Genomic DNA, 21,570 nt, shown 5'->3' on the forward strand with positions numbered 1-21,570 from the left:
CGGGCGCCGGGCTGGTTCGGCTGGCCGCCCGGCTGGCGTTGGTCAGGCACGCAAAGCGGGGAAGGGCAGTGAAACGTCCGGGCGCACCGTGGATCATCGTATACGACATTATACAAGTAATGTCACATTGACGCCAGGTAAAGTTAGATAAACAACGTATTACGTTGTATTACCGATTAGGAGGATGCTTGTCGGTCCCCCAAACCCCCAGGAGCCAGCCTTTTATCGACCTTGATCGTGGACGCCGCAAAGCGCAGGGTCGCCGTCGGTGCTGGCTGCGCCCAAGCGCGAGCCGCCCTGCTGTGCAGCCGTGGCAGAGGAGGGCGCTTTGGCACCTGCTAGCCGCCTTCGCCGACGATGGTCCGGTACACCGCCTCCGTTTCCGCCGATGGCCGGATGCCCAGCAGGACCGACAGCATGTGGCGGCATTGCCGGTAGGCCTGCAGCGCCGCGGCCGCGTGGCCGCGCCGGTACTCGCATTCGATCAGCCGGCGATACAGTTCCTCGGCCAGGTTGTCGATCTCGATGCCATGCTGGTAGGTCTCGACGGCCCGGCCCCAGTCGCCCTTGCTTTCCCACCTGCGCCCGGATCGGAGCACCTGGCGCAGGTACTTGCTGCGCAGGCGCTCGCGCAGCGGCGCCATCCAGGGCGCGTCCGTGTCCTGTTGCAGGAAGTTGCCCAGATAGAGCCGCAAGCATCGCGCCAGCTCCTGTTCGTCGGCCTCCGGCTCCTGCTCGAGCCGGTTCGCCAGCCGTTCGAACGCCCAGGCGTCCACCCAGACCTTGGCCGCGTTCAGCGCCAGCCTGCCTTGCTGGACGACGATGGCGTCGTCCAGCCCCAGCAGCTTGCGCAGCCGGTGCAAGGTGGTGCACAGCGTGCTCTGGCCGGCATCGCCGTCGAGGTCCGGCCACAGCTGCGCGGCGAGCGTGGCCGAGGCGACGTCCCTGCCGCCGTTGGCCACCAGTGCCTTCAGCAATTCGAGGGGCCGCGCTTGCGCCTTGCCCGTCGTCGTCAGCGACTTGTCGTCGATGACCACCGAAAAGCGGCCCAGCAGGTACAGCTTGACCGGCCACGGCCATTGCTCGATTTCCGGGGTGTCCGGCAGCAGCCGGCGCGTCCGGATCAGTTGCCTGGCGTACTCCACCTCGATGCCTTCGCGCAGCGCGTGGCACAGCAGCCGTGCCATCATGCGCGGCTGCCAGCGCAGGCTGTTCAGGTAGTCCTGCTGCCGGCCGACGGCCAGCCCGGCCCGCAGCAATTCCAGGCCGGCCGCTACATCGCCCCCCTGGAACGCGGCATCGGCTTCGATCAGCAGCGCGTCGAACTGCAGCAGGCGGCTCATGTCGCCGGCGCGCAGGCGCATGCCGCGCGCGCTGGCCTGCGCCCGCGACGGATCGCCGGCTTCGAGCAGCAGTTGCGCGCGCCCGAGCAGGCAATAGGTCTGGATGGTGACGGCGCCGGCCTCGAATGCGCCGTCGACGGCGGCCTGCCCATGGCGGAAGGCTGCCGCCAGGTCACCGCACTGCCATGCATACCAGGATTGGGCGGAATAGAACATGGCGAGGTCCATGCGCCGCCCCGGGTGCAGCGACGCCTTCAGCCGGGGCAGGACGGCGCCGGTGCCGTCGAGGTCGCCGAACGACAACGCCAGGAAGGCGCGCTGCGTCAGCACCGTCGGCTGCAGGAAGTCCAGGCCGTGTTCGGTCGCGACCGCCTCGGCGCGGTCCAGCGCCGCGGTCGCCGCATCGCGCTCGGCCCGCAGCATCCGGTAATACGCCACCGAGATCTGCCACCACACCAGGTTCAACGGCGTCAGCTCGGGATGGCCGAGGTGAGCTTGCAGCAGGCCGATGACCCGCTCGGCGCACGCGAAATCGCCGCGGAAGCAATGACAGTTCAGCAGGATGATGCCGGCGGTGAAGCGCACCGCCACGGGCACGTCCGCTTCCAGCAACGTCAGCGCGCGGCACGATTCCGGCGCCAGCAGGCCGTGCTGCGGCTGGCGATGGAGCAGCGCCGCCACGAGTGCCGAGCGGACCCGCAGTTCCATGGCGACGGACGGGAACGGCACGCCGTCCTCGAGCAGCCGGCACTGCATGTCGATCCAGCGGTCGAGCGGCGCGAAGGTGGTCCATTCAAAATAATAGGTTTCCATGATCAGCGCGGTCGCCATGACCTGGCCCAGCAGGTCGCCGCTCGCGGCCAGGCCCGCATGGGCGTTCTCCAGGGCCGCGCGGGCCTGCGCGGGAGCGATCGCCACGTCGCAGGCGCCATCCCAGAACGGCAGCCAGGGGTCGGCCGCGGCCAGCTCCGGCGGCAGCATCGCGATCCAGCGCTTGGCGGTCTGCCAGCGGCCCTGGCGTATCAGTTCCGGCGCCTGTGCGCGGACCATCCTGGCGGCGCTCTCCCAATCCTGCGCGGCGACGTACAGGAAGAACGCCTGCTCGGTCTGGTCGGCGGCCTCCAGCAAGCGGGCCGAACGGCGCTGCAGCAGCAGGTATTCGGCCGGTTGCAGGTGCGCGCGCGCACGGGCATTCAAGAACTCGCGGAACAGCGCGTGGTACTCGTAGCTCGCTTCCGGCTCATCGCGCCGCTCGATGAAGCAGCGCACGCGAAACAGCTCGTTGAGGCGCTCGCCGGCCTCCAGGTCGCCGCTGATGGCCTCCGCCATCGGCACCGTAAACATCGGCAGGAACGCCGTGCGCAGCAGCAGGTGCCGCACTTCCGGCGTGGCGGCGTCGAGGATCTCGACGGCGAAGTAATCGAACAGGACTTCGCGCGGCGCCGGACCGGCGCTCCAGCAGCGGCCGCCGAGGGCCCCGCCGTGTTCCAGCATCAGCACGAAGCCGACTGCCCAACCGCCGGAGGTCGTCCACAGCGCGCGGATCGCATCGTCGTCCAGGCCGGCCGAGCGCTCCTCCAGCCGGGCGATCCGGCATGCTTCGCCCAGGCCGATGCGCAGGTCGTCCGCGTCCAGGCAGGCCAGCGCCTGTGTCGCGCGCAGACGGCTCAACGCGGCCGGCGGCCCGGTGCGGCTCGTGAAGATGACACAGACGCCGTCGGGAACTTCCTGCAAGGCCTCCTGCACGATCGTGTGCAGCACGGAAGCGGGCGGCACCGTATGATAGTTGTCGAACACCAGCACGCTGCCCTCGTGCAGCCGGGCGTACAGCTGGCGGAAGAAGCGGCGCGTAAACCCGGCCAGGTCCGGCAGGTATTCCGGGTTCAGCAGCGGCAGCGGCTCGCCGCCGGGCGCCGCATGGCAGGCCATCGACAGATAGAAGAAGAAACTGGCGGGGTCCGCGTCGCCGTTGTCCATGTGGTACCAGAGCGATGGCACGTGGCGGTATTCGAGGTAGCTCGAGGCCAGCGTGGTCTTGCCGGCGCCGGGCGGTCCGGTGATCCAGATCGCCTTGCGCGTGCACAGCGCGTCCAGGCGGCGGAACAGGCGTTCGCGTGGCAGCGTCCGATACAGCCGCGGACGGGTCACCTTGGCCATGCTGGCGGCGAGTCCCATAACATCCCCCATCGTCCCTTGGGCCGGCTCTTGTCCTTCCATGCCCACCATGTCGCGGGATGGAAGACCGCCCGGGAATCGGCCCTCCCGGGCGGACCGGCTTTCGGACGGGACCGCTTTCCCGTCCTGCCGGCATCGTTATCAACCCGAATTCTCTCACCGTGCACGGGCCTTGTGGCCCGACAGGTTCGAATATGTAAGCGATCTGAAAGCGGCCATCGTCGAAGGGCGGCGACGCCGCCGCCCTTCGGCTGGCCGGCGGCCGTCAGCTAGCGCGCGGGATCGGGCGCGTCTTCCGGCTGCAGCAGCCAGGTGACCCGACCCACTTCCTGCTGGTGCCAGATCTGCCGTGCGGCCACGCTGTAGCGGCCATCGCGCTGCGCTTCGGGAACGTGCACCAGCAGGCGCAGCGCGGCACGCGACTTCGCCCGCAGTGTGATGCCGCCGTAGTACGTTCGTCCATGCGGATTGAGCGGTATGCGCGCCACCTGGCGCTGCTTGTCGATCTCCGCGTTGCCGACCTGGTTGCGCCGTTTCAGGCGGTCATAGAACGCCAGGGGCACTTCGAGCAGCGCGGCGCCGCCTTGCGGCAGTTGCAGCACCACTTCCAGGTCCATGTCGCGGGCGATATCGGGCGCGCCGGGCATCAGGAACGGCAGTGGCACGAAGCCGGCCGGGGCTGTCGTATCTGGGCTGCTCGCATGCGGATCCACCACCCAGAAGTTACGCCATGCCACGTTGTTGTTGCGCTGGACGAATCGCACGAAATTGTCCCAGTGCACGAAGTCGGCGGGCTCCGGCGCGGGATCCGCCGCGTTGCCGACCAGCGCGACGAAGCAGTAATGGTCGGGTGCGGGAATCCGGGCGGCGTCCCACACAATGGCCGGCGACACGATCAGTCCACCGCCAACGGGCAGGTCGGGCAAGGTGGCCGTTCCCACCAGCGTCCACAGGTCTGGCCTGACGAGGGTGCTGACGGGTGACCAGTACACAGTCGCTTGCACCCCAAGCGCGTCCGTGGCGCCGCGGTTCCTGGCGCGTACGTAGACGTAGTTGTCATGGCCAAGTTCGACATTCTCCGCGAGCATATCGTCGTTCTCCGTTCCGCTCCCCTCGCCGAATGCCGCCTGGGCAGAGGCGACTGGCGTCCTGCGCGGGATGATGTCCGGGCTCTTGCTCGGGTTTGCCATCCCATGCGGATCGCCCACGTCGCCGACAAAGTCGCGGGCATAGACATCCGGCGCGCTGTTAAGGACCGTATCGAAGATGGCGCGCAGGTTGGGCATCACGCCGATGCGGGTCGGCTCGTCCGCCGCGGCTGGCGTGCCAAGCGCCGGGTCGCTCAGGATGGCCCGTATCTGGCCCGGGCTGAAGCGCATGCCGCGATCCAGCTTGTTGGCACGTCCCTGTACAGCCAGCGCCGCGCCCGCGACGATCGCCGCCGCGCCCGACGTGCCGCCGAACCTGGACGTATATCGATTTGTCGCGCCGAGCTCGTCGGAGTAGAGGGTGGTAATGTTCTCGCCCCAGGCATAGCAGTCGATGCGCTTGCCATGCGGCGCATGGGGCAGGCGGTAGTGCGGCGCCGCCGAGGTCGCGGCGCTGACGATGATCGCGCCCGAATCGCGAAAGTCCGGATTGGCCGGATCGCGGTGCAGGATGGCCCGGCCTCCCAGCGTCCTGTAGACGTCCATGTCCAGCTCCGGTGCGCGGCCGGGAAAGGTCCCGTTGCCGCCCACCTCGACGACGACGATGCCCAGCGCGGTGGCCAGCCGGATCGCTTCGAACTCCGCATCGTACGCCTCCATCGGGCCCATCATCCTAAGGTCGTTCAGCAGCACCTGCGCTTCCAGCAGCAGGATGTCGCCGAAGCCCAGGTTGGTAATGGCCGCCAGGATCGCATCCACGCGCGAGCTGTCATACAGCGATACCACGTTGACCGATGCCGGGCGGGGAGCGATACCGACGCACCCGATGGTATTGTCGACCGCGCAGATAGCCCCGAGCACCGCGGTGCCATGGTGTCGGGAATAGGCCCGGTTTGCCCCGTGCAGCAGCAGCGCGCCGTGCGTCGCGAGGTCTTCGTGATTCAAGGTCCAGCCCCGCTCCAGGTCGATGAGTCGGACCCCGGCGCCGTCGCTGCCGGCAAACCCCCAGGCATACTCGGCGTCGATGCCGTCCGGAGCGGGATCGAGATAGCCCTGGTCGACAAAGCGCGGATCGTCGGACGGCATGACGTGCGGGTCGGGGGCGCCCTGGTCGATGTAGGCCGATTCCACGCTGTTCCAGGCCAGCAGGCTCTTGGCCAGCGCGACCAGGTCGGTATTCGGCGGCGTATCGGCGTAATAGAAGGCGCCGAAATCCGCGCCCTCGTAGGTCGGATCCATTTCCATCGCGCGCTGCGTCAGCTCCCTCAGCTTGCCCGGGTCGAGATGGGTGAATACGGGGCGCAATTCGATGTCCGGGAACTGGCCGTTCAACTGCCGCCACGGGCCGATACCCGAGCGTTCGATCTGCGCGCCGATCGGCGTGGCCCCGTCGAGGCCGATACCCTTGCGAAAGCGCACGACGACGCGCGGTTCGTCTTGCATCGCCTGGCTGGGTTGGTTGTCCGTTGCGTGTGACTGCATCTGCTTTTCCATGCTTTCCTCCGATTGCTTGAATTGACGATGGCGCCTGCCGCCATCCACGTGGGGCACAGCCTCCGCGTTCGTGACGAGTCGGCTGGTGCTGCGGGACAGCCTAAGGACGCGGCACTTACGAATGACTTACGGATCGCAATGCCGGCCGGATTGCAAGCCGGCGCGCGCGGCCGGCGCCATGCGCGGCGCGCGGGGGCGCACGGTGCTAGAGTCGATACCGGCATCGCGGGAGGGCATCATGTTTCATGAAATGGCCGCCACGGCCGTGCTGGTACTGCACTGTGTCTTCATCGTGTTCGTGCTGTTCGGCGGCTTGCTGGCGGCACGATGGCGTTGGTGCGCGGCGATTCATCTGCCGGCGGCAGCCTGGGGCTTCCTGGTCGAAATGACCGGCGCGCAATGCCCGCTGACGTCACTGGAAGACGAATTGCGCCTGCGCGCCGGGCAGGCAGGCAATCAAGGCGACTTCATCGGGCGTTTGCTGGCATCGCTGATCTATCCGGCAGCGTTGACGCGGGAGGTGCAGTATGGCCTGGCGGCTGGGGTGGTCTTGATCAACGTGCTGATCTATGGCGCGCTGGTGGCGCGGCGGTTCAGGTCAACGGCTGGGCCGAACACGTAGGGCCGCGCCGGCGCGGACCCGTTGCCGGGTGTGATTGATCCTGTGTAGTTGATCCTTTATGGTTGTAGTACGCCGACATCATCATGGGGTACGCATTGGAAGTACTCTACCTAAGGGCGGCCGGTGCGGATCCCCATAATGATGTCGCGGCGCAGCGACATGAATATGCAACTTTTCATGCTAGCGACAACATTTTGGTACTCTTCAAGAAAGTGCCCGCCTGCAGTTCCGCCGGTGCTGACCCGGTCGCATCGGCTTAGGTGCCCTAGGACATCACTGACACCATAAGAAAAATGGGTTTCACTAAGCAACTCGATGCGAAATCGGAGGGTTTCGATGATCGGGACGGATGGACCCATCGTCAAGAGCGACGCTGCATTGTGCGACGCCAATGCATCTAAGGACGACGTGTGGAGGTTCTTCGACGCTGAAGGGAGCCCGCGGCGTTGAACGCCGGCAGAAGTCAACATGCGGATGCGGCACGAAGCCAGCGCAGTTTTACGACTTGTTCGGTTTGGAGTAATGTCGAGGTCTGTCCTGCGGTGCTAGTATTCGCTGGTCAGTAAACACAAACCTCGGGAAAGAAGCGCAATAATGTGGCAACGATTTTCGTCCTTTTGGTTCCGCGTAACAAAATCGACGACGAGCCCGGTTGTTGAGCTGACATCGAACTGTAGTCCAGCTGCGCAAGCGCGCTTCCTGTCTGCTGAGTTGAGCCATCATCTGGGAAGCGAGGGAAAAAGCTGAAAAACACCGGAACGGCAGCAGCCCAGAGAAGGTATTTACTCCCGACGGCGAGCTCAATCTAGACATCTCGCGGGCTAGCCTGTCGAGTTTCAAGCCAAAGCAGGTTTCCAGGCATCTGCGACGCATGTCAGGCTTTGACAACTACCTCATCACCATGAACGCGCGCGGCATGAGCGTGCATGAGATCCAGGTGCATCTGCTTGAGCTGTACGGCACCGAGATGTCGCCCGACCCGATCTCTACCATCACCGACGAGGTACTGGAGGAGGGCACCCAGTGGCAACAACGGACTCTCGAAGCGATGTATCCGATCGTCGCGCCCACAAATTTTATCCAAGGCATACCCCAATGCATTATGCTCTCAATCAGGTAGATAGGATCAACAAAAGCTAACAATTTTGACTAGCAACACCAACAACAGGACTCCATAAATGAGGCTAAGCCGGATCGCCATAAAGAACTTCAGGAATTTCAAGCTTCTCGACGTGCAACTTGGGGAACACGCTGTGGTCCTGGGCGAGAACAAAGTTGGAAAAACAAATTTGCTGTTCGCCTTGCGTTTGATCCTAGACGCAACGTTACCTGATTCGCAACGTCGTCTGCGCCTTGAAGATTTTTGGGACGGTTTGCCGCGCCCGCTAAAGTCCGAAGACGTTATCGCCGTCACCATCGAGGTTACAGATTTTGTTGATAATGAGAACCTGCTTGCTGTACTGGCCGATCATCTGATCAAGCCTGATCCGATGGTGGCTCGGATTACGTACCGCTTTCAACCCATACCAGGACTCGGTCGGGAACCACGTAGCGAAGCTGACTACGAGTTCATTATCTTCGGCGGCGGTCGTACGGAAAATTCCGTAAATTACGAGCTCCGACGCTGGATGCCGATGGACTTGTTCCCGGCGTTGCGTGATGCTGAATCGGATCTGGCACGTTGGGCCCGCTCGCCATTGCGCCCACTGCTCGATCGTGCTGCAAAAACAGTTGACCCTGTGGCGCTTGCTGAGATTGCCGCTCAGGTTCATCACACAACGTTAGGAGTGGTCGGGCTACCAGAAATTTCGGACATTGTAGATAAAGTTAATCGCCAACTGACAACGATGGTGGGACACAAACATGCAGTGGAAACGGCCTTGGGTTTTGCTCCTACCGAGCCTGAACGCCTGTTGCGAGCTTTGCAAATGATGATTGACGGGGGAAAGCGGGGCGTCGCCGAAGCCAGTTTGGGGTCGGCCAATGTACTGTATCTGGCTTTAAAACACCTGGAGCATCAATACCTAGTCGACGACGGGGAGCGCCAACACACGTTCCTCGCCATCGAAGAGCCCGAAGCGCATTTGCATCCGCATCTGCAGCGCCTAATTTATCGAAACTACCTGCAAGTTCGCGATGGCGCCGATGAGAAACAAGAACCGAGAAGCATACTGCTAACCACGCACTCGCCCAACGTGGCCAGCGTTGCACCTCTTTCAGACGTGGTCGTCCTCCGGCATTTGGGCGAGGAGGGGCACACTATCGGGCGTTCCTTAAAAGGCATAGCATTAGCCGAAAACGATCGCGAAGATCTGGAGCGATACATTGACGTGACACGGGGAGAATTGTTCTTCTCTAAAGGTGTGATACTCGTTGAGGGGGACGCGGAAAAGTTTTTGCTGCCAACGCTGGCGAAAGTCTACGATGGCACAATTGATTTTGATGCGATGGGAGTCACCGTCTGTTCAATTGCGGGCACCAACTTTGCACCTTATGTCAAGCTTCTCGGCCCCGAAGGGCTGGATATTCCCTTCGTGGTGTTGACTGACTTCGATCCAAAGAGTGCCGCTGTCAGTCAGGAGGATGCGGACCCAGACGATGTCGACGGGGGCGACAACTATGGGGAATACCGAGTAGTCAATCAGATTATGGCGCATCTTCTGGACGCGAAGTTCGTGAAGGAAAGCAGTTTTAAGGAAGACTTGGAGCTTGCACCAAAATATGGCGTTTTCTTGAATGACTTTACCTTCGAGGTCGACCTTTTTAATGAAGGTGCGTCGAGCTTCTTCCTCGACGCCGTCAAGGATTTGTCTACCAACAAAAAAATGCACGCGCGATTCGCGGCATTGAACGCTGATACATCCTCGCTCGATGCTACCCAGTTCCTGAAAGACATCGAATCGATCGGCAAGGGACGATTTGCGCAACGGCTTGCAGCAGTGATCAGCAAAGGTGACGCGAACGTGTGTCCTCAATATATTAAGGATGCGCTAGACTATTTAAGAGAGAAATTAGGATGAGCACTCACGCCGCTCTATACCTTGAAATTGCGGAGGACCTGCGGGAGAACGAAGACCAGTGGCGTGCGTACGAGTCGGGTGGGGACTGCGTTATCCTGGCGGGACCAGGAAGTGGCAAAACGAAAACGATCACGCTCAAGATCGCCCGGCTACTCGCTGAGGATGTACGCCGCCCACGTCGCATCGCCTGCATCACCTACAGCAATGCGTGTGCTGGCGAGTTACAATCGCGGTTGGCTAAGCTAGGTGTGGAGGATGATGGCCGCGTTGCGCTTTCTACCGTTCATTCTTTCTGTTTAACGGAGCTGGTATCGCCTTATGCAGCGATGGCGGGAATAGCAATTCCAGATCCTTTGAAGGTGGCGACGCCGGCACAATCGCGCGAGCTCTTCAAGCAGGCATACCAGCAAAGTATTGGTGGCAATCCCTCTAGCTCGTTCCGCATGTCATGTGATAAGTTGCGTCGTACCATCGTCGATCGGGATAGCCAGGAGTGGCGTCAATGGGTATTTCGCGAGACGCAAGTTGTGGAAGCATATGAAGCGCTGCTTCTGGAGAATGGCGTCATCGATTTTGACGGATTGGTGCTCGTGGGCCTTCAGCTCGTGGAAAATAACAAGTGGGTAAGGAATGCTGTACTAGCCAAATATCCGGTAGTAGTGATCGATGAGTACCAAGATCTTGGCTTGCCTTTGCATCGCATCGTGTTGGCATTGCGAGCAGCTGGGATTCGGATCTTTGCCGTGGGCGATCCAGATCAATCTATTTATGGCTTCACCGGCGCACAGCCTGGGCTCCTTCGCGCGCTGTCACAAATGCCTGGCGTCGAAGTCACGACACTCAAGCTGAACTATCGGTGCGCCGATAACATCATCGCGGCATCGAAGGCGCTGCTACCTGAGCCTGGAGATTTCCGATCACACGATGGGCGAAAAGGTGAGATCCGCATTCATCGCCTAGAATCCGGAGTACGGCAACAAGCTGACTATTCGCTCTCATCGCTGATTCCAGCCATGCTAGAAGCAAACCCTTCGTGGGTTCCCGGTGATATCGCATTGCTATACCGCAGCCTTAACGAAGGCACATCAATCGCTAAATCAGCCGATGCAATTGGCCAGCGTTATTTTCGTCTGGATAATGGTTCCCCCATCAAGCGAACACGCCTGACGGGATGGTTGACCGAGGCCGCGCAATGGTGTGCGGGTGGATGGCAGACGGGGAAAGTGACTCTGGCTCATCTTCTCAAGCTCTGGCGTAGATTGTTCCGTGCGCCTGCGAGCAATGCCGAACAGTTGGCCACCCGTAGGAAGTTGATCCGTGTTCTATTCGCTCAGCGTGATGGGGCGCAACCACTGAGGCAATGGTTGCTGGCCCTTCAAGAAGGAATTTTGAAAGAGACGCTCGCATGCGAACCCGGTCTGGCAGATGAAGTGGACAACTTCGCTAATCTGATTTCAGGGACCGCTCCCGGCGCTCCTTTGGCTGCTTTTACTGTTGAGATCTTCGGCAACCAGGGAAAGAGCCCAGATCAGCTTAATCTGATGACGATACACAGCTCAAAAGGTTTAGAATTCCAGGCGGTAATTATGCTGGGCTTAGAAGAGGGCGAGTTTCCGAGTGGCTATGATAAATCAGAGTCGCAGCTGCTGGAAGCCGCTCGACTTTTCTATGTGGGCGTTACTCGCGCTAAGAGCCAGGTCCACTTGATCTACGACTGCAAGGAATCGCCGTTTTTGAGTGCGATTCGGGAATCTGTCTAGTGCGCAAGCCCTGGGGAAGCATCAAGGCCGTATGGAACGAGAAATTAAGAGGGCGCCCCCAGGCCTTGGGTGTGTCGACTTCGTCGATCTATACCTTTGGCCCATAGACAACAGATCCTTGGTGGCTTGGTAGGTCAACAGCGTATTGAAACGAAGCCATCCGGTCGGTACCCAAACGCGAGGCTTTGAGATTCGTTTCAGATATCTTTAGGTGTTTTCGCGCGTTGGCAGATTTGTTATCAAGTCTCTAGGAATTGGCACATTCACTTCAGCTAATTCAACGGCAGGTGCGAGCGTTAACTACGCTCGCTCAACCCACGCGATGAACGGGTCGCGATGCGCCGGACACGGTGGTATGTCGGCGCCTCATGCATGGAAGGCACATGCACTTGCCCAATGGAAATGTCGTCAAGGAACCGTTGCCAGTGGCGCGACGTGCAAAAAGGCTCCGCGCTGCACGGTTGCCTACGGCCATTTTCTTGAAAGTGGCTCCAGTTAGAGCCGGGTTGCGAAGGCACAGACCTCATCGCGGCATTTCCGCAGCGGCACGTTTGGCATTAAGGTGGGACTGATAGTCGATTTGGTCGAACTCTACCTTAAATTCGCTGGTGCTTTTGACACCCCTCCAGAATTTCACGGTCTCATTCTGACCTTGGAGAATTAGGCAAATGATCTCCAAGGCTGCTTTAGTGATTTCAGGTCCAAAATATACACCTGTAAGCACCTGGGGTGGGTATGAATAAAGCGTGCCAACATTAGCGTGAAGAGCCCGCCACTCCTTCTCATATGCCCAGGACGGAGATTTACTCGAAAAAACGGACATGAAATCGTTAGCTTCCATCTCGCCTCGTAGGATTGGTATCGGATCGAACGTCGGCATAGTTGAAGAATAGTTAACTTTATGGAGCTTTGCAAAATATGCGCTCTCAAATTCTAAGCAAAATCCCTTATAGTTGCCGCCGTAGTGCGCCCACATCAAAAGATCGTTACAGCTTTCTGAGAAGCAGGAAACACCACGACGCTCGCTAAAGTCTTTTATCTTGGCGGCTACGGTGTCTGCCGCTGACTTCACGAAAATTTGGCGCAGGTGCTCTGTAGTTGCGCAAAGCATCTGTTTATGTGCAGGGGAGCCAGGAGGAATCTCCATTAAATACTGCTTTCGAACCCCTTCCACGTCCTCGTCTGACGGAACGTCGATAGTTGGCGAGACGCTGCAGTCGTATGGGTCGTTGAAGTTTTTAGGCGAACTAAAGTAGATCGCCTGGTTTTTTAAATTTTCTAAATTCTGCGATGTAAAAGAAAAATACTTGTAAATCCGCGATGGTGGTAGGGAAGCCGGGCTATTCATAGTCGTAAACGGGTTCTTCTGTAAGGCAATCCGCCGGGTAGGCAGTCCTGATGGCGAAGCTGCCTCATTGAAGCCGCTCCAGTTTGCGTGACATGCCTAAAGACGCTATCTGTCACTATCCCTCACGCTCGCTAGCGACCTTCTGGCTTTCTCGACATGTGAGAGGCATTTCCGTCGGCACGTTTGGTTTGTCGTGGCAGGCCGGCTATGAGTAGTAGCAGGCAATCTAATCCGACCGGATACTTGCCACTGTTCTGCATCCCTATCTTCGCGGATACATTAGCAAAATGTCTGAAAGTGGTCAATGCGCATTTCGCCGTGCTGCGGTACATGGTCCGGGCAAGTATAGAACTGCCCACAGGCGCGCACTCTGCCCTCATTGTGACGCGCAGCCATTTTTTTCGCCACGCCGAGATGACCACGAACTGAGTGCCATGCGCTACGGACTAGGGGCTAAAAACCGCTTGCAATGCATGAAGTAAAGCCTATCCTACTGGATGATATAGCGCGCATTTGCGTCGCGGCATAAACGAGGCTAAGAAGTGGCGTCGAGCTCTACAAAAGCGGGCGGGAAAAGACTCGGAACACGGCTCCGCGGGAACTTGAGCGCCGCTTACGGGCAGCGCGGGACTGCGGTGAATAGCCTATGGTACGTCTACAGTCCCCGTAGCGATAGCGACTGGATCCTCCGTAGCGATCTCGAGTGGGACCACTTTGTTTTGGCGGAGTCGGATCCTGACATTGCATTGTGCAGCTACCTACCGCAGCAGCACAGGTTACTGTACGAAGGGGAGCAGCTCAGCGTTGCCGTGGATGCGACCGTCACCCATCTGGACGGCAGCATAGAATGGCGTCGCGTGAAGTTTGCGGGGGCCGAGACGGACGAGAATTCATCAGCTGCGACCGAGCTGGCGCGATCTGTCGCGGCATCTGACAGGGCAGGCGTTAAATACACGCTGTGGATTGAAGACGTCATCCGGCGCAACCCTATATTGCTCGCGAACTGGCGCCGTGCGATCGCCTGGTTGGCTGCTGCCCGCGAGCATTCGCTCGCCCCGTATCAGGTGGAACTCGGGCGGAAGCTGCGCGCCGAAGGATCGTTGACTCTGGGACAAATCGAATTGCTGTTTGGCGAGGCTTCGTTCGCGTTGTACGCGGCGGCGGTGTTTCGCGAGCTGCAGCGCGGCACTTACGTCTCAAACCTGCACGAAGCGCAGTTGTCGCGAGCAACCTTCGTTCAGATACCTTGAGGCCATCATGGGAAAGCCTTGGTCAGCAAAGACACTACCGCCAGATATAGCGGATACGTCACGCTGGCGAACGGTGGATGCGGATGCTCTAGACGATGAAAGCAGACAGCGATTTATGAGATATCGCGCCGCGATTGACAGGTACCTCCGGACAGGAAAATTGGGGGCGATTTCCAGCGATCTTGGTTTAACCAAAAACAGCATCATTCGACAGCTCAATCGTTGCGTTACCGTGGCAAGCGATGGGAAGTTATACGGCTGGGCTGCATTGATCCCCGAGCTTCGTGTCAGAACCTACGAGCGCAGGGCAGAAATACCAACGGGCCGCGTGCATGGTGGCGGCACGCGCGCTGGTGCCTTCCAGGCTTTCCTGACGAGGCATCCGGAGATCAGACAGAAAATCGACAATCTCGTTCTCAAGCGCGGCGGGAAGATGACCGTGCATGAAGCGCGGATCGCATTGAAGAACGTGCATGCGTCGTTTGTAGCCTGTTGCGAGGAAGCCGGCGTCAAAGGAAACGAGTATCCACTTAATAGCAAGACGAAGGGGCGCAGATCGGTCGAGCGCTATGCCAATGAGATCATGCAGTGCGCTGCTGAAGAGGCTGTGCGTGCGCGCTTTGGTACCGTCGCGCACTCGCGCCTCAGTGTCGGCCGGGGACGCCAATCTAGCCCTCTTGCTTATGCGCCATACGACGTCGTCGGGATCGATCCGCACAAGATGGACTGTATTGGAACGGTGCGGATACCGGGACCGAAAGGGCCTCAACGCGTAGCCATCGAGCGATTGTGGATTGTTCCGGTTGTTGACGACTACTCCCGCGCCATTCTCGGCTACAGCGTTGGTATCCGCACGGAGTGTTCTGCCGCCACGATCGAACAGAGCATCATCTCGGCGATGTCCGAGTGGCGGCCGCGCTCGCTGACCGTGCCGAAGATGGTGTACGCGGCGAGCGCAGGACTGCCTTCCGGCCGGTATCCCGCGCTCGTCGGCCGCGCGTGGGCGGCGATGATGGTCGACAACGCTGCGGTCCATTATTCGCGAGCCATCGCCGAGCGCGCCAGGCGGCGCCTGGGCTGCGCGGTGAATTACGGGCCTGTCGGTCATTGGGAGCATCGTCCCGCGCTGGAGCGGGTCATGCGCACACTCGAGGGGTACGGATTTCAACGATTGCCCTCGACCGTCGGTACCGGTCCGACCGACCCTGTCAAAAGCGATCCCGTTCGCAAGGCGGTCGAACTGGGCATCAACTGGGAAATGCTACTCGACGCTATCGATGTGGTCATTGCCAACTACAACGCGACGCAAAACGAGGCGCTGGGCAACCGGTCACCGCTCAACCTGCTAAGCGACTACGTGGAGGATGGCTCGCTTGACTTCCTTCCGCGCCGCCTCCCACCAGCGACAGCGACCGTGGCGGAACTCGGCGTCATGATCGAGACCAAGACTGTGCGCGGCGATCTGCGTAATGGACGGCGCCCATATATCGAAATCGATCGCGTGCATTACACCAGTCCGCTACTGAGCAGCTCTTTCGGCCTGGTGGGCAAGAAAATGCGCATTCACATCCGCGAGTCGAACATGTGCAGCGTGGTGGCATTTCACGAGTCGGGGGAAGAACTTGGCGTTTTAAGAGCGCAGGGTGCATGGGCAACGACGGTGCATACGCGTGAAATGCGCAAGCAGATCAACGCTTTGCGCGACAGCGGTGAACTGACGATCGGTTTCAACGACAACCCGATCGTGGCATTACTCAACCACCTGGGTTCGGTCACGTACAAGGAGGCCGAGAGGAAGCCAATGAAAATCTCGCGCCATGCGACCAAGCTGGCGCGGGCCGCGGCCGCTTCGGGCATGCCCGTTGTGCCGTCGGTTGACCAGACGCCGTCGCCGCCGACCTCGCCAGAACGAGTCCTGAGCGTTGTGCCCACATCGAGTGCGCAGTCTGACCAGCGTGCGCTTTCCGTACTGATCAAGCCGCCACAATGGAAGACCGTGATCCGCTAAGTCAGGAGGAGCAATGAACCAATCGGCCGAACAGCAAGCGGTGCAACTCCGCCAGGCTGTGAGCATGGCGCCGCCGTCGGTTGCGGAAATTGCTGCCCACCCAGTGCTGCGCAGCCAGATCCGCTTACCAACGCCGGCAATCCGGATGGCCTTCGATGTCCTCGCAAACACGGCCTTGCAGCGTGCGCCCGGTTGCTGCTTCCATGCTCATCCGCGCTTTGGCAAGACGTCAGCCATCGAGGTGCTGGTCCAGCAACTGGCACAGACCTTTCCGGACACGCCTATCTACTCGATCAGCGCAGTCTGGCATCCACGGTTTTCCGAGCTGGTTTTCATGGGTGAACTGCTCTCTGGCTGCACCCATGTCATGTCAGCTGTCGGCAAATTCGAAGCGCGACGGACTCGCCTCATCAACTTCTTATGGACTCAGGCCAAAGCGCGCGGCAGTGACCGCATTTTGATATTCATTGACGAAGCCCAGAACTGGCAAGAGCCTCAGCTCACCATGCTGCGCGATATCGCCAATGAACTGGCCCTGCACCACCAGGTGCAGCTCATCGCCGTTCTGTTCGGGGCCCCGGAACTGGCGGCACTGCGCACGGCCCTTGTCCAGTCGAACAGAATCGATTTGATCGGCAGGTTCATGATTCAACTGTATGTTTTTCGGGGAATCACGTGCCTTGAGGAGCAGATCACGACGATGTCGTTTTACGACAATGCCGAGGTCTCGGAATACCCTGCCGGCAGCGGACGCTGCTATAGCGAGTTTTTGCTACCCCAGGCCTATGCCAGCGGCTGGCGGTTGCAGCAAGAGGGGCCCCGACTGTGGGAGCAGTTCAGACTTGCCGCCCAGGCCAGCGGCGGGCTGGGAGAAGTAGGCATGCTGTGGGTGGCCGACAGCATCCGTCATTTCTTTCTGGATCATATCGAGTTCGATCACCCTGGCTTGGCCGGGACGGCGAAAAGTTGGGCCTCCGCAGTTGCACGCGCCGGCTTCAAGGATTCACTCGGCGTCACCTACTTCTCATGAGACAAGCAGCTGCACGCGCTGGCGCGCCGATCGACGGCATTGCCTGGTTAGGTGAGTGGGAGTGGCCGTTCGAAGGCGGGTACACATTAATGTCCAAGCTCTCGTGGGCGAACGGATTGGGCGGCAGCGAGCTTTGCAGGGCGGTGTTCGGACGAAACCTGGTGATGTCTAATAACGCCGGTCGCCATGGAAGGTCCTTGCTTGATATGGGCTGGGTCGAAGCGGGAGGCAGTCTCGGCATCCCGTATTTGCGTGACAAAGCCATCGAAGGGACGCTTGTGAGCCGCGCTGGCCGCTGGACGCATTTGCTTGCAAGCGACAGCGCATTCCGGTACTGCCCGGAGTGCCTGGCACATGGCTACCAAAGCGCCCTCTATCAGATCGAAGGGATAGCCGCATGCCCCATTCATAACGTGCCATTGCACGTTAGGTGTCGCCACTGCGGGGCCATTACACAACGTTACGCGATCACTGGGCCCGGCTTTGAGACCCCCTTTCACTGTGCGACGTGTCTGGCGCCGTTAGGCAGCACGTTCAGTCCGGCAGCATGGGAGGACGCGGCGCTTCGGCATGCCGCCTACACGCAGCTTGAACCAATTGCCCGCTGGCTTGAGCAGCTGGCAGCCACCACGCTGCAATGGAACAGATGGGATCAGTGGCACTTCCCGCTGCGCTGGCACAGCAGCGACGTGGAACGGCACCGAGCGACATTTCAGATACTGGCTCGGGCGGTAGCTCTCCCGGATGAATTTGCATTACCGACGACTTCCACGCACACAGCCAACCTCTATCTCGGCGCTTTGGCCGAGCCATTGAAATCGAGAGCCCCGCCTGAGACGGGTGCAAGGGATGCGCAGACCGAGCGTGACCGGGTCACGCTGTATAAGGCGGTACGACGTTACCTGAAGCGCCGCCTGCAGGGCTGCAAGCGTGTCGTAATCGGTCATCTGGCCGATGAGATCGCCGTGTCGACCTTCGACAGTACAATGCAGTTGAGCGCCGTGGCCTGTCCGCGTGCGCAGGCCTTAACGCTGTGGCGGATCCATTTCGAGGTGCTCCAGCCAGATCTCCACGCCCTTACGCTTCGCCCCTCGGCCCTGTACTGGCCAGCAGGTGTGGCGATCGACGACGCCGCATGGGCCGCCTACAGCCTCGCGAGTTTTCACGCGGCCGTACGCGCGTTCGACGCCTGGCGGGATCTGGCGCTCACCCTTGCGGACGCTGATCTGCTGGGGCAAGATCGGGCGCGCGCCAGAGCACTCCACGCCAGATTCGCACCCTTGCTGGCGCCTTCGATACTGCCGACTTTTCCCGCGGTGACCAGCTTGACCTTCACCGATGACGATGGCCGTTCGCGCCTGTTCATTGTCGGGCCTCCGGATACCGATGCCTCGCTCTGCGGCCCGTCGCAAGGACACTTGTGGTGCAGTTGCGGAAACGTCAGCAAACACCACCATTGCGGCGCGGCAGCGAAGGGAACGAGTGTAGCGCGCACACCCGTCGCGCCGGCCGCACAACGCACCGCCGAAAATATCAACCTGGCATACTTCCTGCCGATGGACCAGTTATGGCTTCCGCCGGCACTGGACGGTTCGGTGCCGCGGCGGGCGCCGAGCAAATGGCCTTGCCTGCTTGACGCGAAGAACGACATGGCTGCGTTATCGTCGTGGCTGGACACATGCAAGAGCGCGACGACACGCAGGGCCTACACACAGGAAGTGGAGAAGGTCCTGGTCTGGTGCGTCGCCCAGCGAGGCATTGCGTTGTCGGACATGACGACTAACGATGCAAAAGCCTTTGAGACGTTCCTGGCCGCACCGGCCCCTCCGGACGTCTGGCTGCCGTCGCACACGCCCGGCGCGCCCCGGCGCTGGAGCCCGTTCAGAAAAGTGCCGTCCGAAACGACACAACGCAGGACGATCGGTATCCTCGCTTTACTGTTCAAGTACTGGGCTGGTAAAGGGTATATCGCTCTAAGCCCTTGGTACAGCAGGGAGCGAAACGTCGACGTAGCACAGCGGCATGGGGAAGGAGTACGGTGTTCGCCCAGTCGCGAAACGTTGTTGACCCTGGACGAATGGGCGTACCTGGCCAGCGCAGCCACCGCGTCGGAGGAGGACGTCGCCGCGTGCATCGTTCTCTACCTTGCGTACTACTCTGGCCTTAGACGGAGCGAGATCTTGCATATTCAGGCGAAGGACCTCCACCGAGCTGTCTTATCGGCACAGGGAACGGAGATCTGGAGCGTCGACATTCAGCAGCGTCCTGAGCAGCGCCGACGGGTTTATCTGATGCCGGACCTGGTCGCCATCTTATCGAGTGTTGTTCCGGTCGAGATCAGCGAGTTCAGCGCATTTATCGCCCGCTGCCCGGACGACTACCTGGTAACGATGCTCGGCCGAATGCCTCGTGCGGGACCGGCAAACGCCGCGCCTGTGGTGACGGGAGAGGCGATATCGTTATGGCTCAAACCGATGTTCGTTCGCGCGGCGCAGTTGGCCGAGCAGACCGGTGATGGCATCGCTGCCCAGCGTCTCCGGAAGGCTTCGCTCTTTTGGATCAGCGGCTCGCTGGAAAGACACCTTAAGGTGCTCGACAAAGGTACGCTGGACTGCTGGCTCGTTGTCGGCGCGTGCAGCCTCTACCCGCCGTTACTGGTTCCGCTCCTGCCAGGACGGCAAGCACTGGGGCCTGCCGAGATTACCGATGCGATGAGCCGGCTGTCGGCGGTCCTGAGCGACACTCGTCTCACGCGGACCATCGGCTCAGAACGTCTAAGTCAGTCTGCCTGATCAGATCCGTTTGATCTGTCGATCGATAGACTTCCTTGCCTGTTCGTTGCGCTCGCTGTACCGGTCTGTCAGGTAATCGGTCCGCCAGCGCAGGAGCAGCGTCATCTTGAACAATTCTTCCATGACGTCTACCAGCCGATCATAGTACGAAGAAGCGCGCATGCGTCCCTCGTCCTCGAACTTCTTGTAGGCCATCGGTACCAACGACTGACTCGGAATCGTTAACATTCGCATCCAGCGTCCGAGGAGGCGCAGGGTGTTGATCACGTTGAATGACCCTCGCTGGCCTCATCCTCCCTGAACCCTTGAAAGGACCGCACCATGTTGAATTACCCGGATGCCAACGGCACCTACCTGGTGGGCTTTCCCGACTTCCCGGAGGCCAATTCCGTGGGCGACACGACGGACGAGGCGCTGGCCGAGGCCGTGGCGTGCCTGCGCACGGCCGTGGAAATGTACATGGAAGATCGCCGCGCTGTGCCGCTGCCGTCCGCCGCTGCAGCTGGCGAGCACACCGTCGCGCTGCCGGCGCTGGAGACGGCCAAGGTGCTGCTGTGGAATGAAATGATGGCCAGGAAGCTGCGCAAGGCCGATTTGGCCCGACTGCTGGGCGTCCACCAGCCGCAGGTCGACCGCCTGTTCGATCTCCACCACTCATCCAAGCTGGACTTTGTGGAGCAGGCCGCCAGCGCGCTGGGGCGCCGCCTGACTGTGGAACTGACGTAAATACCGAGGGCGCGAGTAGCCAAAGACCATCAGCTCATCACTCGCTGAAAGCCCACACCCGTCAGGGCGTGGGTCGCTGTGCAGGCGTCAAGGGTCCGTGTCCTCGCCCTTGACGCGGCTCCGCTAGTCCATAACCTGGAACAGGTGCTGGGCTTTGGCTTTGGCTAGGACATACATGGTCTTGATGATGATGTAGCCTGAGCGCAATGTGCTTTCCAGAATGGCAAAGGCACGTGGAGGGGCGCTGTCGCCCTGGGGGATGATGATGCTGCTTGTGAACATACGACTCCTTCTGGTTAGGGTGAAAAACCTTGCTCTAACCCAGAGGTGCCATTACCATCACTTCTACCTCTAGTCGTAACGGAATGGGCACACTTCAGAATTCCCTCTGAGTGTGCTCATTTTACATGGGCGCGCAGAACCGCCTCCCGAATTTTTGCGATCCACGGATTTTTTTGCGCATATTTGGCGTTACGCTTTCAAGCGCAAACACCATAAAAGCAGCAAACAAACAAACAAACAAATATCCCCCCTTACGCCGCAGTACGTCGGTACTACAAATACAGATATATCTGCATATATCTGTATTATAAAAAAATTCTGGAATGTGTTGCTTTTATGCGACAAGTTGCCCATAGTCCACACCTAGCAGCCCTGAACGCCCCTGTGGGTGCCGTTCCGCGCGCTTTATGCCAGCATTGCAACATTGTTTCATAGAAATAACGTGGCACTTCAATTATTGCGGTATTCGGACTGAGATAACCGCTGTACGTGTTATCTGGCCCGGACGAATCAAGCATTACATTCCCGCCCTGGTAATGCATCGAGCCGATTGGAACATATCTCCAAATCAG

General features: G+C 60.1%; 12 protein-coding genes and 2 pseudogenes. 9 read left to right on the forward strand and 5 right to left on the reverse strand.

Annotated elements, in window-relative coordinates; genetic code table 11:
- Positions 1-338: 338 nt before the first annotated feature.
- Both E7V67_013205 and E7V67_013210 read right to left on the reverse strand, forming a co-directional pair.
- Positions 339-3,518: a BTAD domain-containing putative transcriptional regulator gene (locus E7V67_013205; protein WUR16017.1), complete on the reverse strand. Its 3,180-nt coding sequence runs from the start codon at positions 3,516-3,518 to the stop codon at positions 339-341.
- A gap of 269 nt (positions 3,519-3,787) precedes the next feature.
- Positions 3,788-6,160, reverse strand: a complete 2,373-nt coding sequence (locus E7V67_013210; protein WUR16018.1) for a S8 family serine peptidase — start codon at positions 6,158-6,160, stop codon at positions 3,788-3,790.
- Between the two features lie 121 nt (positions 6,161-6,281).
- On the opposite strand from E7V67_013210, the gene E7V67_013215 reads away from it, so the two are divergent.
- The 4 genes and pseudogenes from E7V67_013215 to E7V67_013230 all read left to right on the forward strand — a co-directional run bounded on the left by E7V67_013215 (position 6,282) and on the right by E7V67_013230 (position 11,562).
- Positions 6,282-6,782, forward strand: coding sequence for a DUF2784 domain-containing protein (locus tag E7V67_013215; GenBank protein WUR16019.1), 501 nt, complete (start codon positions 6,282-6,284; stop codon positions 6,780-6,782).
- Between the two features lie 693 nt (positions 6,783-7,475).
- Positions 7,476-7,845: pseudogene (locus E7V67_013220) on the forward strand (transposase).
- 115 nt (positions 7,846-7,960) lie between these two features.
- Positions 7,961-9,802, forward strand: coding sequence for an AAA family ATPase (locus E7V67_013225; protein ID WUR16020.1), 1,842 nt, complete (start codon positions 7,961-7,963; stop codon positions 9,800-9,802).
- Positions 9,799-11,562: an ATP-dependent helicase gene (locus E7V67_013230; GenBank protein WUR16021.1), complete on the forward strand. Its 1,764-nt coding sequence runs from the start codon at positions 9,799-9,801 to the stop codon at positions 11,560-11,562. The genes E7V67_013225 and E7V67_013230 overlap by 4 nt, the downstream gene beginning before the upstream one ends.
- A 523-nt stretch (positions 11,563-12,085) precedes the next feature.
- On the opposite strand, the gene E7V67_013235 is transcribed toward E7V67_013230, so the two are convergent.
- Positions 12,086-12,910, reverse strand: a complete 825-nt coding sequence (locus E7V67_013235; GenBank protein WUR16022.1) for a DUF2971 domain-containing protein — start codon at positions 12,908-12,910, stop codon at positions 12,086-12,088.
- 809 nt (positions 12,911-13,719) lie between these two features.
- Between E7V67_013235 and E7V67_013240 the strand changes: the two genes are divergently transcribed.
- The 4 genes from E7V67_013240 (at position 13,720) to E7V67_013255 (ending at position 19,990) form a co-directional block, all read left to right on the forward strand.
- Positions 13,720-14,160 (forward strand): hypothetical protein, encoded by a 441-nt coding sequence (locus tag E7V67_013240; GenBank protein WUR16023.1) that lies wholly within the window; start codon positions 13,720-13,722, stop codon positions 14,158-14,160.
- Between the two features lie 160 nt (positions 14,161-14,320).
- Positions 14,321-16,168 carry a hypothetical protein gene (locus tag E7V67_013245; protein ID WUR16024.1) on the forward strand — a complete coding sequence of 616 codons (1,848 nt, stop codon included), beginning with the start codon at positions 14,321-14,323 and terminating at the stop codon, positions 16,166-16,168.
- 13 nt (positions 16,169-16,181) lie between these two features.
- Positions 16,182-17,198 carry an ATP-binding protein gene (locus E7V67_013250; protein ID WUR16025.1) on the forward strand — a complete coding sequence of 339 codons (1,017 nt, stop codon included), beginning with the start codon at positions 16,182-16,184 and terminating at the stop codon, positions 17,196-17,198.
- Entirely contained in the window at positions 17,195-19,990 is a 2,796-nt protein-coding gene (locus E7V67_013255) for a hypothetical protein (protein WUR16026.1), read from the forward strand. The genes E7V67_013250 and E7V67_013255 overlap by 4 nt, the downstream gene beginning before the upstream one ends.
- Here E7V67_013255 and E7V67_013260 read toward each other — a convergent pair.
- Positions 19,991-20,302 (reverse strand): annotated as a pseudogene (locus E7V67_013260) (arsenical resistance protein ArsH).
- Between the two features lie 9 nt (positions 20,303-20,311).
- Between E7V67_013260 and E7V67_013265 the strand changes: the two are divergent.
- Positions 20,312-20,716 (forward strand): type II toxin-antitoxin system HicB family antitoxin, encoded by a 405-nt coding sequence (locus E7V67_013265; protein WUR16027.1) that lies wholly within the window; start codon positions 20,312-20,314, stop codon positions 20,714-20,716.
- A 123-nt stretch (positions 20,717-20,839) separates the two neighbouring features.
- Here E7V67_013265 and E7V67_013270 read toward each other — a convergent pair whose 3' ends face one another.
- Positions 20,840-20,998 (reverse strand): hypothetical protein, encoded by a 159-nt coding sequence (locus E7V67_013270; GenBank protein WUR16028.1) that lies wholly within the window; start codon positions 20,996-20,998, stop codon positions 20,840-20,842.
- Positions 20,999-21,570: the final 572 nt, after the last annotated feature.

The sequence above is a fragment of the [Empedobacter] haloabium genome (assembly GCA_008011715.2).
GTDB lineage: Bacteria > Pseudomonadota > Gammaproteobacteria > Burkholderiales > Burkholderiaceae_D > Rugamonas > Rugamonas haloabia.